The sequence below is a fragment of the Demequina sp. B12 genome, from assembly GCF_028823635.1.
In the GTDB taxonomy this organism is placed as follows: Bacteria; Actinomycetota; Actinomycetes; order Actinomycetales; family Demequinaceae; genus Demequina.
Map to the genome: position 1 here is coordinate 180,216 of NZ_JAPEHU010000004.1, position 14,387 is coordinate 194,602.

Annotated in this window: 15 protein-coding genes; 5 read left to right on the forward strand and 10 right to left on the reverse strand. The window is 65.1% G+C overall.

Annotated features, from left to right (window positions below):
* Window positions 1-10: 10 nt before the first annotated feature.
* Entirely contained in the window at window positions 11-1,000 is a 990-nt protein-coding gene (locus ON058_RS10230) for an acetylxylan esterase (RefSeq protein WP_274668947.1), read from the forward strand.
* Between the two features lie 11 nt (window positions 1,001-1,011).
* Here ON058_RS10230 and msrA read toward each other — a convergent pair whose 3' ends face one another.
* Window positions 1,012-1,659: a peptide-methionine (S)-S-oxide reductase MsrA gene (gene msrA, locus ON058_RS10235; RefSeq protein WP_274668948.1), complete on the reverse strand. Its 648-nt coding sequence runs from the start codon at window positions 1,657-1,659 to the stop codon at window positions 1,012-1,014.
* Between the two features lie 117 nt (window positions 1,660-1,776).
* Here msrA and ON058_RS10240 point away from each other — a divergent pair, with 117 nt between their 5' ends.
* Together ON058_RS10240 and rlmC are read left to right on the forward strand one after the other, a co-directional pair.
* Complete coding sequence (locus ON058_RS10240; RefSeq protein ID WP_274668949.1) at window positions 1,777-3,204, forward strand: AI-2E family transporter; 1,428 nt, start codon at window positions 1,777-1,779, stop codon at window positions 3,202-3,204.
* A gap of 16 nt (window positions 3,205-3,220) precedes the next feature.
* A complete protein-coding gene (rlmC, locus tag ON058_RS10245) occupies window positions 3,221-4,372 on the forward strand; it encodes a 23S rRNA (uracil(747)-C(5))-methyltransferase RlmC (RefSeq protein ID WP_274669100.1) in 1,152 nt (383 codons plus the stop codon).
* Between the two features lie 92 nt (window positions 4,373-4,464).
* Here the strand turns inward: rlmC and greA are convergent, their stop codons facing one another.
* From greA to ON058_RS10260, 3 genes are all read right to left on the reverse strand, one after another.
* On the reverse strand, window positions 4,465-4,947 hold the full coding sequence (gene greA / locus ON058_RS10250) for a transcription elongation factor GreA (protein WP_274668950.1): 483 nt from the start codon (window positions 4,945-4,947) through the stop codon (window positions 4,465-4,467).
* A 125-nt stretch (window positions 4,948-5,072) separates the two neighbouring features.
* Complete coding sequence (locus tag ON058_RS10255; protein ID WP_274668951.1) at window positions 5,073-5,474, reverse strand: DUF4307 domain-containing protein; 402 nt, start codon at window positions 5,472-5,474, stop codon at window positions 5,073-5,075.
* Between the two features lie 192 nt (window positions 5,475-5,666).
* Entirely contained in the window at window positions 5,667-6,320 is a 654-nt protein-coding gene (locus ON058_RS10260; protein ID WP_274668952.1) for a hemolysin III family protein, read from the reverse strand.
* Window positions 6,321-6,399: 79 nt separating this feature from the next.
* Here ON058_RS10260 and ON058_RS10265 point away from each other — a divergent pair, with 79 nt between their 5' ends.
* Window positions 6,400-7,164: an isoprenyl transferase gene (locus ON058_RS10265; RefSeq protein WP_274668953.1), complete on the forward strand. Its 765-nt coding sequence runs from the start codon at window positions 6,400-6,402 to the stop codon at window positions 7,162-7,164.
* Between the two features lie 290 nt (window positions 7,165-7,454).
* Window positions 7,455-8,786 (forward strand): PhoH family protein, encoded by a 1,332-nt coding sequence (locus ON058_RS10270; protein ID WP_274669101.1) that lies wholly within the window; start codon window positions 7,455-7,457, stop codon window positions 8,784-8,786.
* A 118-nt stretch (window positions 8,787-8,904) separates the two neighbouring features.
* Here ON058_RS10270 and ON058_RS10275 read toward each other — a convergent pair whose 3' ends face one another.
* The 6 genes from ON058_RS10275 to ON058_RS10300 form a co-directional block, all read right to left on the reverse strand.
* Window positions 8,905-9,744 (reverse strand): siderophore-interacting protein, encoded by an 840-nt coding sequence (locus ON058_RS10275; RefSeq protein WP_274668954.1) that lies wholly within the window; start codon window positions 9,742-9,744, stop codon window positions 8,905-8,907.
* Between the two features lie 105 nt (window positions 9,745-9,849).
* Window positions 9,850-10,947 carry an ABC transporter substrate-binding protein gene (locus ON058_RS10280; RefSeq protein WP_274668955.1) on the reverse strand — a complete coding sequence of 366 codons (1,098 nt, stop codon included), beginning with the start codon at window positions 10,945-10,947 and terminating at the stop codon, window positions 9,850-9,852.
* 9 nt (window positions 10,948-10,956) lie between these two features.
* The gene (locus ON058_RS10285; protein ID WP_274668956.1) at window positions 10,957-11,490 is read right to left on the reverse strand and encodes a hypothetical protein; all 534 of its coding nucleotides are present in this window, start codon (window positions 11,488-11,490) and stop codon (window positions 10,957-10,959) included.
* On the reverse strand, window positions 11,487-12,251 hold the full coding sequence (locus ON058_RS10290) for an ABC transporter ATP-binding protein (RefSeq protein ID WP_274669102.1): 765 nt from the start codon (window positions 12,249-12,251) through the stop codon (window positions 11,487-11,489). The genes ON058_RS10285 and ON058_RS10290 overlap by 4 nt, the downstream gene beginning before the upstream one ends.
* 26 nt (window positions 12,252-12,277) lie before the next feature.
* Window positions 12,278-13,309: an iron chelate uptake ABC transporter family permease subunit gene (locus tag ON058_RS10295; protein WP_274668957.1), complete on the reverse strand. Its 1,032-nt coding sequence runs from the start codon at window positions 13,307-13,309 to the stop codon at window positions 12,278-12,280.
* Window positions 13,306-14,298 (reverse strand): iron ABC transporter permease, encoded by a 993-nt coding sequence (locus tag ON058_RS10300; RefSeq protein WP_274668958.1) that lies wholly within the window; start codon window positions 14,296-14,298, stop codon window positions 13,306-13,308. Before ON058_RS10300 ends, ON058_RS10295 begins: the two co-directional genes overlap by 4 nt.
* Between the last annotated feature and the right edge of the window lie 89 nt (window positions 14,299-14,387).

The window sequence follows — 14,387 nt, forward strand, 5'->3', positions numbered from 1 at the left end:
TGAGGCACCGATGCCGCTGTTTGACCTTCCGCTTCCCTCGCTGGAGTCCTACCGTCCCGCGGTACACGAGCCGCAGTTCTTTGACGAGTTCTGGTCTTCGACGCTTGCGCAGGCACGTGAACACGACGGAGAGTTGATGTTGGCGGACGCTGGGTGGGACTTGGCCCAGGTGAGCATCCGCGATGTGATTTTCCCGGGCTTTGGTGGTCACCCCATTCGTGGGTGGTACGTCAGGCCACGGGGCGTGCAACAGGCGTTGCCGTGCATCGTGGAGGTGTCGGGCTACGGAGGTGGACGCGGACACGCCCTGGAACGCACCTTCTGGGCCACTGCCGGCTATGCGCACTTCTTCATGGACACGCGCGGCCAGGGGCACGGCTGGGGCAATGGGGGAGACACGCCCGATCCGGTGGGATCAGGGGCGAGCGCATCCGGGTTCATGACCCGTGGCATTGAGGACCCTTCCGACTACTACTACCGCCGAGTCTTCACCGATGCGGTGCGCGCCGTCGATGCAGCGCGGTCGCTTCCTGGCGTCGACGAGTCTGCCGTGTTCTTCTCCGGCGCCTCGCAAGGCGGCGGTATCGCGTTGGCGGTTGCCGGGCTTGCGGAGGGCCTTGCTGGCGTCATGGCCGATGTCCCATTCTTGTGCCACTTTGAGCGCGCCGTCGATATCACTGACGAGTTCCCCTACGGAGAGATCGTGAAGTACCTGGCGGTGCGGCGCGGGGACCGCACGCGAGTGTTCGAGACTCTCAGCTACTTTGACGGTGTCAACCACGCCAAGCGCGCCACGGCTCCGCTACTGGCGTCAGTGGCATTGCGTGATCCGGTATGCCCACCGTCCACGGGATACGCGGCATTCAACTGGTACGGAGACCGTGCCGCGCACACGCCTGCCAAGCACATGCAGGTGTGGCACGACAACACGCATGAAGGAGGAGCGGTTCACCAACTCGCGCAGCAGCTCCAGTTTGTGCGGAGCATCGCACAGCAGTAACCGGTGCGCGGTTACGCGTAGGACGCCTGGCAGAAGCCGTGATTGCAGTACCCGCCGGGATTCTTGTGGAGGTAGCCCTGGTGGTAGTCCTCGGCGTAATAGAACGTTCCGTCGCCCGCTTCCGTAGCGGGAGCGATCTGTGTGGTGATGGTGCCGTAACCCTGCTCCGATAGCGCTTCTTGGTACTTGTCTCGCGAGGCGCGGGCAGCATCGGCCTGTTCCGGGGTCGTGGTGAAGATGGCGGACCTGTACTGGGTGCCGATGTCTCCGCCCTGGCGATTAGCTGTCGTGGGGTCGTGGTTCTCCCAGAACGCCTTCAGCAAGGTGTCGACATTGACCTTGGCGGGGTCGTAGACGACCTGCACAGTCTCGGCATGCCCGGTCTTCGCGGTACACGTTTCTTCGTAGGTGGGGTTGGGGGTCCAGCCGCCCATGTAACCCACCGCCGTGGAATACACGCCCGGGGTTTGCCAGAAGATTCGTTCGGAGCCCCAGAAACAGCCCATACCGAAGTAGATGACTTCCGTGCCCTCCGGCCAGGGGCCTTGCAGCGGCGTCCCGAGCACGACGTGCGTGTCAGCGACGGGGAGAGCTACCGGCCTACCGGGCATCGCTTGGTCCGCGGTGATCATGGTGGTCTTGTCGAATCCGAAGATCATGACTGCTCCTTGGGCGGTGCGAACGATTGATGGTCAGTCCAACGCTGTCAGGGGCGCGTCTGTTCCTCGTGCGGCGGGTCCAGTCGGAATGTCCCATGCGCGCGCTAGGCTCGCTTTATGCCTGATCCTACCCAGGAGCCCGTCACGGATACGCGTGCGCCCCAGCCAGCTGCGCCAGCACCACGCGACGCAGTCTTGACCCGTGTGCCACTGGCGTTGAGGATCTCGGCCGCATGGTCGTGGCGACTCATCGTGCTGGGGATTGTGGTGAGCTTCCTGTTCTGGACGTTCACCTCGTTGGCCACGTTGTTTGTGCCGCTCATCATTGCCTTGCTGATTGCCGCTCCGATGGAGCGCCTCGTGCACCACATGAACAAGATCGGCATCCCGCGTGGCTTGGGTGCGCTCTTGGCGATCTTGGTGCTGCTGGGCGTCGTGAGCTTCTTGCTGGGAGCGGCATCCACGTCGATCATTTCCGGCTTTGACGACCTACGTGAGACCGCCTTGGAGGGTTTCCGTACCTTCACCGACTGGTTGGCTACCGGACCGCTTCATATGGGCCAGGAGCAACTCGACGAGATCATTGGCAGGGTCCAGTCTCAGTTGAGCGACAACGCATGGGGCTTGGCCAGCGGTGCGCTGGGTGCGGCGTCCACCATCGGCGGCCTGGTCGCTGGAACCGTGATTGCGGTCTTCGCTTTGTTCTTCTTCCTGCGTGACGGGCGCAAGCTGTGGCTGTGGGGCGTCACGCTGCTGCCCAATGACGTCGAAAAGCGCACCGACGAGGCCGGCATGCACGCCTGGAAGACGTTGCGCCGCTACACCCAAACCACAGTGTTTGTGGCGTTCGTTGACGCGGTTGGCATCGGTGTGGGTGCATGGATCCTTGGCGTTCCGCTCGCCCTGCCCATCGGCATCTTGGTCTTCCTGTTCTCCTTCATCCCGATGTTCGGCGCCACCTTGTCGGGTGCCATCGCCTCGCTTGTGGCGCTCGTGGATGGCGGATGGACAACGGCGCTCATCATGCTGGGCATCGTGCTGCTGGTGCAGCAACTGGAGGGCAACGTCCTCTACCCGTGGCTGTTCGGCAAGGCACTGTCGCTGCACCCGCTGGTGGTGTTGCTGACGATCTCCGCCGGAACCCTCACCCTGGGCTTGGTGGGAGCCATCATCGCCGTGCCCATCGTCTCCTTCATCTACGCCTTTGGCCGCGCGCTCAGCGCAAGCTACAAGCCCGACGAGGAAGAAGTGCCCCCGATCACCTCGCAGGTGCCGGTGTTCGCGGAACGCTCACGCGAAGCAGTGCGTCGTGCGCGCACCGCAATCACCCGGACCGGGGAGGTCCGAGTGCATCACGACGGGGCCACGACCGCCCAGCCCACCGAGGGACGCGATGAAGGTGTCGAACGCAGCGGTGACAGCGCTACCGATGCCGGTGAAGCCGATCATGTGGAAGAGGCCCGGCCCACCACTGGCACCATCCGAGTGCGCAAGCCCAAGGGTGGATCGGCGACTGACGGTGAGAACGGTGAGCCACGTTCCTGACGCCCCCAGCCGCGGTCTGATCTGTGCGTATTGGGACGCAGGCGTATGCCGTTCATGCTCGCTCATCTCGCAGCCGTACGCGACACAGGTCTCAGGTAAGGACGTGCAGGTACGTGCAGCCCTAGGGGAGCGTGCCGCAGACGCTCAGTGGTTGACCCCGTGCCTCAGCGCGGTCGGTGGCTTCCGCAACAAGGCCAAGATGGTGGTCGCCGGAACCATGGACGAACCCACGCTTGGCATCCTCGACGACCACGGTCACGGCGTCGACCTGCGCGAATGTGGGCTGTATCCCGCCGCGATCACGGACGCGCTGCCGGTGCTCGCTCAGTTCATCACGCGGGCACGCCTGGAGCCGTACTCCGTGCCGGACCGGCGCGGTGAGCTCAAGCACCTGCTCGTGACGGCCGCTTCCACCGGTGACCTGCTCCTTCGGTTCGTCATGCGCTCCACAGAAGCCCACACCCGACTCGTCAAACATCTGCCCTGGTTGCAGGACCGTCTTCCCCACCTGCGTGTGGCAACGCTCAACGTGCTGCCTGAGCACCGTGCCGTCACGGAGGGTGAGCGAGAAATCGTGCTCACTGCCGAGTCGACTCTTGCCATGCCGCTCGGCGACCTGTCGCTCCACCTGGGTCCACGGAGCTTCTTCCAAACCAACACTGCCGTCGCAACCGACCTGTACGCCCAGGTCCGGGAGTGGATTGACTCGCGTGCACCGTCCTCGTTGTGGGATCTGTATTGCGGAGTCGGTGGGTTCGCGTTGCACTGCCTGGCCGCTACCCGCGCGGTGGTGGGCGTCGAAGTGAGCGAGGAAGCCATCGTTTCCGCTGAGCGTTCCCGTGCGGAGGCCCTCGCGGCCGGGATGCCTGGCGCTGATGGCGTGACCTTGATCGCGGCCGATGCCGGGGCCTGGGCCATGAGCCAAACGCAGATGCCCGATGCAGTGATCGTGAACCCGCCGCGCCGGGGTGTGGGAGCGGAGTTCGCGGCCTGGTTAGAAGGCAGCGGAATCGAGACGATCGTGTACTCGAGCTGCAATCCGGCGACCTTGGCGCGGGATCTCGCGGCGATGCCGTCCTACCGAGTGGAGCAGGGGCGGCTGTTCGATATGTTCCCGCACACCGGCCATATGGAGGTCGCGGTGCTGTTGGTTCGCGCGACGCCATAGGACGCGTGAGAGTCCGCGGGAGTCGCTAGACATGACAACGGCCCACCAGACGCGGCGAGCGTCCGGCGGGCCGTTCGTGTGTGGCGAAGGTGTTAGCCGCTGAAGGGCTCCACCGTGATCACCTTCACGGGAATCTCATTGCCGTTGGGGGCAGTGTAGGAAGTCTCGTCACCGGCGCTCTTGCCGATCAGTGCAGACCCGAGCGGCGACTGGGCGCTGAACACGTCAATGTCCGTGCCGCCTGCGACCTCGCGAGAGCCCACCAGGAAGCGCATCTCGCGTCCCATCACCTCAGCGGTGACGACGCAGCCGGACGCGACTTCGGATGCAGTGCTTGCCTCGCCCACGGTTGCGTTCTGCAGGATGTGACGCAGCTGCTCGATACGAGCCTCCTGCTTTGCCTGCTCCTCACGCGCTGCGTGATAGCCGCCGTTCTCCTTGAGGTCGCCTTCTTGGCGGCGCTCGTCGATCTCTTTGGCGATAGCGGCACGGCCCTCGCCTGCGAGGTGGTCGTACTCGGCCTGCAGGCGGTCCAAGGCTTCCTGGGTAAGCCAGGTGCCAGTCGTCTCAGTCACGAGATCCTCCTTAGTGGACGTGACTGGACAGAATAACAACAGGTGACGCTAAACAGAAGTTTCCGGCCGTGTACGCGTGCCATGGGACGCACGCAGGCGACACGCCTGCAGACGGCGATGCTCGCCTAGCGGGGCACGTCGCAGTAGTTGACCTCTGCCGTGGTGGCTTCTTCCACGGTGGTGATGGGGACGGTGAGACGCTGGCTTTCGCCTTCAGCGGGGTCAACCGTGACAGTCGCGACACCCACCTCCGCGAAGCTGGTGTTCATGGCGCGGACCTGACACTCCACGGTCTCATCGGTATACAGGTGGACGTCGAACGTCACTTCCGCATCTGTCGCGGAGTCGATGGAGAATCCCACGGTGGCCCAGCGGGCGGCCTGGTCTGCTTGGCCCACGCCGTACCACGTCGCGATTCCGGTGAGTGCCACCAGTCCCACTGTCACCCAGGTCCATCCTTTTTTGGACAGGTGGGGGACAGCGTCCGAGAGTTCTTCCTCGGTTTCGTGGTCGGGTGCGTTGCTCATCATGAGGCAGGATAGTTCACGGAAAGGGGCCTACTCGTGACGAGCTTTACCGGAGGGCCGGGATTCGCGGCTTTCGTAGTGACATTTGTCCTGGTCGCAGCGGCAATCGTGCTGTTCTTGTCGTTGTCCAAGCACCTGCGGAAGGTGCGCACGCGCCCACCCGAGGATGACGAAGCGGCCACGGGAACCACGCTAAGCGTTGAAGACGACCAAGGCGATGGCGATGAAGTGGCAGAAGAACCCCGCGATCGTTAACGCGTGGAAGATCTCGTGGAAGCCGAAGTACCTGGTTGAACCACGAGGCCACTTGGTGCCGTAGATGACTGCACCCACCGTGTAGCACAAGCCGCCCACGATGATCAGGGTGACAACAGCCGCGCCGCCCGCTCGGTAGAACGGGCCGATGTATCCCATCGCGACCCAACCCAGCGCCACATACAGAGGCACATACAGCCATCGCGGTGCACTGAGCCAGAAGATTCTGAGCAAGAGCCCCACGAGGGCTCCGGACCACACCACGATCAGCACCGTGAGCCGGGTTGTGCCGTCAAGGAGGAGCACCGTCAGAGGCGTGTAGGTGCCCGCGATAATGAGGAAGATGTTGGCGTGGTCCATGCGGCGTAGCACGGCCTTGGTCGTAGGCGACCAATCCCCGCGGTGATACACCGCAGAGGTGCCAAACAACATGACGGCAGTGAGCGTAAACACTGCTGTCGACACCCGTCCGGCCAACGTGGGAGCAAACACCACGAGGACCATTCCGGCAATCAAGGCGATGGGGGCGGCGCCTAAATGGAGCCAGCCCCGCATGAGCGGCTTCGCTGGGTCAGGCAGGTTGTCGGCCATAAACCTACGATACCGTAGGTTATGAGGTGGCGGTACCGTTGTCCCACCCCCCCGGATTCGCCGATGGAGAGGACAACACGTGGGCCTTCGCGAACTCCTGTACCGCAAGTACGAACGCGATATCGAGCACACCCTCCGCACCGAAGGAAACGTCCCCCGGCACATCGGCGTCATCCTCGACGGCAACCGGCGCTGGGCCAAGCAAAGCGGCGCCTCACCAGCCGACGGGCATCGCAAAGGCGCGGACAAGATCCAAGACCTCCTCGAGTGGTCCGCGGACATCGGCGTCGAAGTGGTGACCCTGTGGCTGCTGTCCACCGACAACCTCGAACGCCCCGCCGACGAACTCGAGCCACTGCTTGACATCATCTGCACCGCGACCGAACGCCTCGCCGCTGACGGCCGTTGGCGCATCCAGCACGTCGGCTCCGCGGAACTCCTGCCCCGCGACACCACCGACCGCATCTGCGCAGCCGTCGACAAGTCCTCCGAGGCCACTGCACTCCACGTCAACGTCGCAGTCGGGTATGGCGGCCGGCACGAAATCGCCGATGCCGTGCGTTCCTTCCTCCGCGCTGGCAGCGCAGCAGGCAAGACCCTGGACGAACTCGCAGATGAGTTCTCGGTCGAACACATCGGGGAACACCTCTACACCAAAGGCCAACCCGACCCAGACTTGCTGATCCGCACCTCCGGTGAGCAACGCCTGTCCGGGTTCCTGCTGTGGCAGTCCGCCCACACCGAGTTCTACTTCTGCGACGCCTACTGGCCTGACTTCCGCCGGGTCGACTTCCTGCGCGCCGTCCGCTCCTTCTCTCAACGGGAACGTCGCCACGGGCGCTAACCCGCATCGGCTCGCCACGCCCGAACTCGTGTGTGTCGAACATGTGTCCACCGGAGTGTCGCGCACTCGTGAGCGATGACCGGGCGTAGCGTCCGAAACGTGGGAACAACACTCACCCGCACCGACCCGATGCGGGACTGACACCGACCGCCGTGGAGCGGTCGGCGCGGCACCGCCCCCCCCCCCGCGCGCCGCCGGGGCCCCCCGCGGGGGGGGGGGGGGCTAGCCGCTCCACGGCCTAACCCCGGGAGCGCCACGTGACCACCACCGAGTTCGACACCACACCATCCATCAACGCTGAGGCCGCAACCGAGCTGCGGACCTTCGTGCTCGACACCTCCGTCCTGCTGTCCGATCCAGGCGCACTCAAGCGCTTCGCTGAGCACTCGGTCGTGTTGCCCGTGGTGGTGATCACAGAACTGGAAGCCAAACGCCACCACCCCGAGCTGGGCTACTTTGCGCGGTCGGCGTTGCGAATGCTTGACCAGTTCCGCGTCAAGCACGGCAAACTCGACGAACCTGTGGCGGCCAATGAGGCGGGCGGCAGTATTCGCGTCGAACTGAACCACACAGATCAAAGCGTGCTGCCCTCAGGATTCCGGCTGGGTGACAACGACACTCGCATCCTGGCCGTTGCCGCGAACCTCAAGGCCGAGGGCCACAGCGTGGTTGTCGTCTCGAAGGACCTGCCGATGCGCGTCAAGGCCTCCGCGCTAGGGATCGAGGCGGAGGAGTACCGTGCAGAACTCGCGGTTGATTCCGGGTGGACCGGCATGCGGGAAATCCAGCTCACCGACGAGCAAATATCCTCCCTCTACGAGACCGAACACGTAGACCCCGTCACGGCCGAGCAGTGTGGGGAAGACACTGCAAGCCTCCCCGTCCACACCGGCCTGGTCATCCAGTCCCCACGCGGTTCCGCCCTTGGACGGGTCACGGACCACGGCGGCATCCAGTTGGTGCGCGGCGACCAGGAAGTGTTCGGAGTGCACGGACGGTCCGCGGAACAGCGCGTCGCGATCGACCTCCTGCTGGACGAAACCGTGGGGATCGTCTCCATGGGTGGCCGTGCCGGAACCGGAAAGAGCGCCTTGGCCCTATGCGCGGGCCTCGAAGCGGTGATGGAACGCCGTCAGCACAAGAAGATCATGGTGTTCCGCCCGCTCTACGCCGTTGGTGGCCAAGACTTGGGATACCTGCCGGGCTCCGAGACAGAAAAGATGAACCCCTGGGCGCAAGCCGTATTCGACACGCTTGGCGCGATGGTGTCCAGCGAAGTCGTCGAGGAAGTGATGGCCCGCGGCATGCTCGAGGTCCTGCCGCTGACCCACATCCGCGGCCGATCATTGCATGACGCGTTCGTCATTGTGGACGAGGCCCAATCGCTTGAACGCAACGTGCTGCTCACGATGTTGAGCCGCATCGGCCAAGACTCGCGTGTAGTGCTGACTCACGACGTGGCACAACGCGACAACTTGCGAGTGGGGCGCCACGACGGTGTGGCCGCCGTGATTGAGGCTCTCAAAGGCCACCCGCTGTTCGCGCACGTGACGTTGGAACGCTCGGAGCGGTCCGCGGTGGCTGCGCTGGTCACGGACATGCTGGAACGCCTCGACCTCTAGCCTGTAGCCCGCCCTGCCCCCTCCCCGTCAAATGGAGCCATCTTCCTGTTGTAGCTAACTAAAACCACCAAACGGAGCCATTTGACGGAGGGGGGAGGTCGGAGCAAGTGGGAGGGGGCTACAGCCCCAGCTCCTGGAGGTAGGGCTCTAGTTCCAGCCAGTTCACCTCGTCGGGACGGTTCTCGTCCCAGATCTCCAAGTAGCGGGCCTTCTGCTCATCGGTGAGCGCTTCCCACTTCTTGAGTTGTTCTTCCTGGTCCACGTGCCAGTAGCCAACGATGCGGTAGAGGCTGTGGTGGCGAGCCCAGCTGTCGCGGATGAATGCCCGCGCGCGGCGCGATTCGGCGCTTTCGCACGCCACCCACACATAGGTGTCGCCCTCGGGAACCTCGAGCCGGCCCATCGCACTGACCAGTGCTGAGGGGCCGCGTCCATTGCCCGACACCCGCCACTCCACGTTCACGGTGGCGGGGGACGGCAACGCGATGGCGTCGTCGGTGGAAATCAGTTCGATGAGGACGTCGAAGGTCTCGTTCGGCGACGCTTCTTCAAGGATGCGAGCCACGGCGGGCAGGCCGGTCGCGTCAGCGATCAGCAGCCGCCGCGTGGAGCCCTCTGGAGGGCTGTAATACCCGTGGGGGGTGCTGACAGCGACCGTGTCGCCCGGAGTGGTGGTCTTCGCCCACGTGGCACCCAGCCCGTGCCCGTGCGTCACCACATCCAGCACCAGGCTGGGGCCGGCAGGATCCCACCGGCGGATCGTGTAATGGCGGGCAATGTCGTGATCGTCTTCCCACCCATCCGCAGGGTTGTCCCCGGGAATGTGGACGTGGACAAACTCGTCGGCTTTGCCGGTGGATTCCCACGCCCGCAACGACTCTCCGGTCAGGGCGACGCGGCGAAGGTTGGGGCTGAGGTGTTCTGTTGCGGCAACGGTGACGACGAACGAGTCAGTCATGGTGTCTCCTGACACTGGTGGGGACTGCGGGTGGTGAGGGCCGATGCTCGGGTGAGTGAGGCATCGGCCCTCACCGGTAGACGCGGTAGACGCGTCCGTGGAGAGTTAGCCCTCCGAGGAGAAGGGCACAACCTCGGTGGCGGGGTCGCCGTCGAGGGCGGACTCAAGCATCGGCACGAACGCGTCGAGGGCGAACTCGATCGACGAGGGGGAGTTCGCGAAGAACGCGCCCTCGAGGATGGAGTCGGTCAGCCACACGTTGCCGCCCACCGTGGTGGTGTTGAGCGAGTCGAACAGCGGAAGTGCTTCGAGCGACTGCTGAGTGGTGGGGTCGGTTGCGACCTGCCACACGATCGAGTCGAGTTCACCCAGGACGTCGAGCTGCTCGGCGCTGATCTGCATCCAAGCGGACTCGGTGCCTTCGATGGAGGCGACGTCGAGGCCCACGTTCGCGAGGAACTGGTTACGGGTGTCCGATGCGGCGTAGACGAAGGCCTGGCCCTCGTAGTAGCCGCCCACCTGGGAGGTGAGACCTTCCCACTCGGGGTGAGCATCACGAACCTCAGCGAACTGAGCATCGAGGTCGGCAATGATCTCTTCGGCCTTGTCGGTGGTGCCGGTGGCCTGGGCCAGCAGCGTCAGCTCGTCGGCGAGGGTGACACCCCATTCGACGGTCTCATTGCCGTCGGAGTCCGTTGCGGGGCGGGTGACCACAGGGGCGATGCCGGACAGGAGTTCATACTCCTCAGGCGTCATTTCGTGGTTGGGGTAGGTCGCGACGATGAGGTCGGGCGAGAACGCGGCGATGGCCTCGGCGTCGTAGGTGGTGGTGCCAGGCTCGAAGAGTTCGGGCTCGGCGCCTGCGGCGATGCGAGCTTCGTCTGCCCAGGGGCCGGTGCCGTTGTCGTAGCCCTGCCAGGAGACGGGAACGGCGACGGGGGCGACGCCGAGCGAGTACAGGTACTCGTGCTCGTGCGAGCCGAGCGTGACGACGCGCTGGGGCTCTTCGTCAATGGTGACCTCGCCCATGGCGGTGTCGAGGGTCACGGGGAAGCCTGCGGCCGCTTCGGTGGTGGCGCCCGCGGTGGCGGTCGAGTCCGTCCCGTCGTTGGCCTCGGAGTCGGAGGCGCAAGCGGACAGCACGAGCGCTGCGGCGGCCGCCATGGTGACGGCGGGGATTCCGCGCTTGATGTCCATGAACATCGGGGTTCCTTATCTGTTGGGGTGGGTCGTACCGGTCGGTGACGAGGAGAGTCCTGCTGTGGCCAGCAGGTGGGCGACGACGCAGGCGGCCGATGCGGCAACGGCAGCGTCGTCAAGTTCGGTGGGGGTGGAGGCGCCGGACTGGTCGCGCACGGCGACGACGGACACGCCAAGGTCTGCGTCGGCGCGCACGAGTGCTTGCAGCGGGGCTTTGGTGTGGCCTGCTTCGCGCAGCGTCTCTACGGTCATCGGTGCGGGGAGGGGAGAGACAAACCAGCGCGCGGCGGCCTTGCCGGTGCGGCCGTTGCTGATGAGGCCAGTGATGTGGTCGGCGTTCGGGATCGTGAGGGTGGCGTGGTCGAGACCGCTGCCGTCCAAGAACTGGTCGATGACGAGGCTGCGGAAGGTATGTCCGCACATGGTGGCGTCGTCGCTGTCACCTGCAATCACGGACTGGTCCGGAAGGGTGAGGTGCACGGCGACGCCGGGGACTGCGGCCACGAGTGCTGCTGCGGAGCGGATGTACGGAGCGGTGACGGTCATTCGCTGTCTCCTGGTCCTTGAGCAGGGACGATGATGGGCGTTCCGGTGACGGGGTCGGGGAACACGCGGGCGTCAATGGTGAAGACGTCGCTGACGAGTTCTTGGGTGAAGACGTCCGTGGGGTTGCCCGAGGCTGCCACTTTCCCGTCTCGCATCGCGATGACGTGGTGGGCGTACCGTGCCGCCTGGTGCAGGTCGTGCACCACCATCACGATGGTGCGGCTCTGACGCGTGTTGAGGCGGTGCAGGAGGTCGAGCACCTCGTACTGGTGGGCGATGTCGAGGTATGTCGTGGGCTCGTCCAGCAGCATGAGCGGCGTGTCTTGGGCGAGTGCGAGGGCGATCCAGGCGCGTTGGCGTTGGCCGCCGGAAAGTTCGTCGACGACGGAGTCTTGGATGGAAGTGAGGTTGGTGGAGTGCAGGGCACTCATCACCGCGGTTTCGTCAGCGGCCGACCAGGGGCGCAGCACCTTCTGGTGGGGGGTGCGGCCACGGGCGACGAGTTCTTTGACGGTGATCCCCGCGGGCGCGATGGGGGACTGGGGGAGAAGGCCAACTCGTCGAGCTACTTCTTTGGTGGGGATCGAGTGAATGTCCTCACCGTCGAGTGCCACGGTGCCGTGGGACGGGTTCAGGAGGCGTACGAGCGCGCGCAGGAGAGTGGACTTGCCGCAACCGTTGGGGCCGACGATCGCGGTGATCTTGCCGTCGGGGATCTCCACGTTGACGCCATGGACAATAGGGGTGTCGCCATAGCCGATGACGGCGTTGGTGGTCTGGAGTCTGCTCACTGTGTGCCTCCTTTGGATGCGCGCCACACCAACCACAAGAGGTAGGGGGCGCCAACCGCGGCGGTGAAGATTCCTACGGGGAACTGCAAAGTTGCGGGCATGAGCTGGGACGCCTGGTCTGCGGCAAGCAGGAGGACAGCGCCCATGAGCGCGGACGGGATGAGGGTGACGCCTGCGTTGCGGGTGAGGCGGAGTGCGAGGGCGGGGGCGACAAGGGCGATGAATGCAATGGGGCCACAGATGGCGGTGGCGGCAGCGGCGAGGAGCACCGAGCTGACAGCGAGGATCGCGCGTGAGCGTGCCACGGGGATGCCGAGGGCGCGGGCGGTGTCGTCCCCCATCTCCATGGTGCGGAGGGCACGGGCATGCCACAGGATGATCGGGACGAGCACGCCCAGGATGGTGGCGGCCACGGTGACGTGGGTCCAGGTGCGCCCGGTGGTAGAGCCGACGAGCCATCCCAGAGCCGTGCCTGCGTCGTGGACGTCCATGCGGGTGAGGAGGTACTGGGTGACGGACTGGGCGACGAAGCCCATGCCGATGCCCGCAAGGATCAGGCGCAGGGGAACGATGCCGCGCTTCCATGCCAACGCGAAGATGAGGAGCGAAATCAGTAGTCCGCCGACGGCGGCGCCCGCCGCGGTGATCCATAGCGATCCGCCGCCGACGAGCCACATGGTGATGACTGCACCAGTGCTGGCTCCTGCGCTGATGCCGATGAAGTCGGGCGATGCGAGCGGGTTGCGGGTCAGCGATTGCAGAATCGCGCCGGAGAGGCCGAGGGTTGCGCCCACCAGGATCGCGGTGAAGGCGCGCGGTGCGCGGACCTGGCCCACGATGAAGTCTCCGGGCGCGCCCACGGGGATGCCGACGGAGGCTTTGAGGGAGTCGAGCACGCCGATGTCGGCTTTGCCTTGTACGAGCGCAAAGATGAACAGCCCGGCGAGTACGGCGAAGAGGGCTAGGCCCACGGCGAAGGTGCGCTGGTGGGTGGTGATCCCCAGCGGGCCGATGCGCAGAATCTTCACAGTTCCACCACCTTCATGCGGCGGGCCATGATGGCGAAGATGAGGCCTCCGATGAACGCCGTGGTGATGCCGACGCCGATTTCCGACGGCGGGGCCACGACGCGGCCGATGACGTCGCATACCAGCACGAGTGTGGCGCCTCCGAAGGCACTGACGACGAGCAACCAGGGCAGCGACGCACCGACGAGCGCACGTGCGACGTGGGGGACCGCAAGGCCAACGAAAACGATGGGGCCCGCAGCTGCGGTGGCCGATGCTGCCAGCAGGGTGACGATGATGATGGTGATCACTCTGGTGGCGGTGATGTTGATGCCTAGGGCGCGTGCGGTGTCTTCTCCCAGGCTCACGGCTTGGAGTTGGCGGGAGAACAGCAGTCCTGCGCCGATCGCGACCAGCACGATTGGGATCAGGGTGGTGATGTCTTCGCTTTGCCGTCCCGTGAGGGAACCTGCAACCCAGAGTCGGTACTGGTCCAGGGTGGCGTCGTTGGTGAGGAGGACGGCGTTGGTGATCGACGTGATGAGCGCGGTGAACGCGACACCTGCGAGGGCTAGGCGCACGGGGGCGCCTGCGGCGGCTCCTCGCGCGCCGATCGCGTAGACGATCACTGCGGCGATTCCTGCGCCGACGAACGCCACGGGGACTTGTGCGGCGAAGCCCGTGATTCCCAAGGTGGGCGCGATGACGACGGCCAGTGAGGCTCCGGCGTTGATGCCGAGCAGACCGGGGTCCGCAAACGGGTTACGCGTCAACGACTGCATGAGTGCGCCTGCAATGCCCAGCGCCGCTCCGGCGAGGACGGCGATGACGGTGCGGGAGACCCGGAGTTCCCGCACGATGAGCTGTTCGGGGTCCTCGGGATTGAAGGCGAAGAGCGCTTCTCCCACGGTGCCCAGGTCAATAGACCGTGAGCCGATGGCCAGCGACAGTGCGACAGCGATCACCAATGCCGCGGCGGCAGCAGTCGCTATCAGGGCACGCCGAGGCATGAGGCTCCTTGGTGAGGGGTGGGCGCACATCGCAGTACACCGCTACGTAACGTAGGTAAGGCTCACCTAAGGTAAATCATCGAAGGGGA

Bases quoted from the DNA above. Each gene is read 5' to 3' on its own strand.
- ON058_RS10230 (WP_274668947.1), top strand. From the start codon at position 11: ATGCCGCTGTTTGACCTTCCGCTTCCCTCGCTGGAGTCCTACCGTCCC.
- msrA (WP_274668948.1), bottom strand. From the start codon at position 1,659: ATGATCTTCGGATTCGACAAGACCACCATGATCACCGCGGACCAAGCG.
- ON058_RS10240 (WP_274668949.1), top strand. From the start codon at position 1,777: ATGCCTGATCCTACCCAGGAGCCCGTCACGGATACGCGTGCGCCCCAG.
- ON058_RS10255 (WP_274668951.1), bottom strand. From the start codon at position 5,474: ATGAGCAACGCACCCGACCACGAAACCGAGGAAGAACTCTCGGACGCT.
- ON058_RS10260 (WP_274668952.1), bottom strand. From the start codon at position 6,320: ATGGCCGACAACCTGCCTGACCCAGCGAAGCCGCTCATGCGGGGCTGG.
- ON058_RS10275 (WP_274668954.1), bottom strand. From the start codon at position 9,744: ATGACTGACTCGTTCGTCGTCACCGTTGCCGCAACAGAACACCTCAGC.
- ON058_RS10280 (WP_274668955.1), bottom strand. From the start codon at position 10,947: ATGTTCATGGACATCAAGCGCGGAATCCCCGCCGTCACCATGGCGGCC.
- ON058_RS10285 (WP_274668956.1), bottom strand. From the start codon at position 11,490: ATGACCGTCACCGCTCCGTACATCCGCTCCGCAGCAGCACTCGTGGCC.
- ON058_RS10300 (WP_274668958.1), bottom strand. From the start codon at position 14,298: ATGCCTCGGCGTGCCCTGATAGCGACTGCTGCCGCCGCGGCATTGGTG.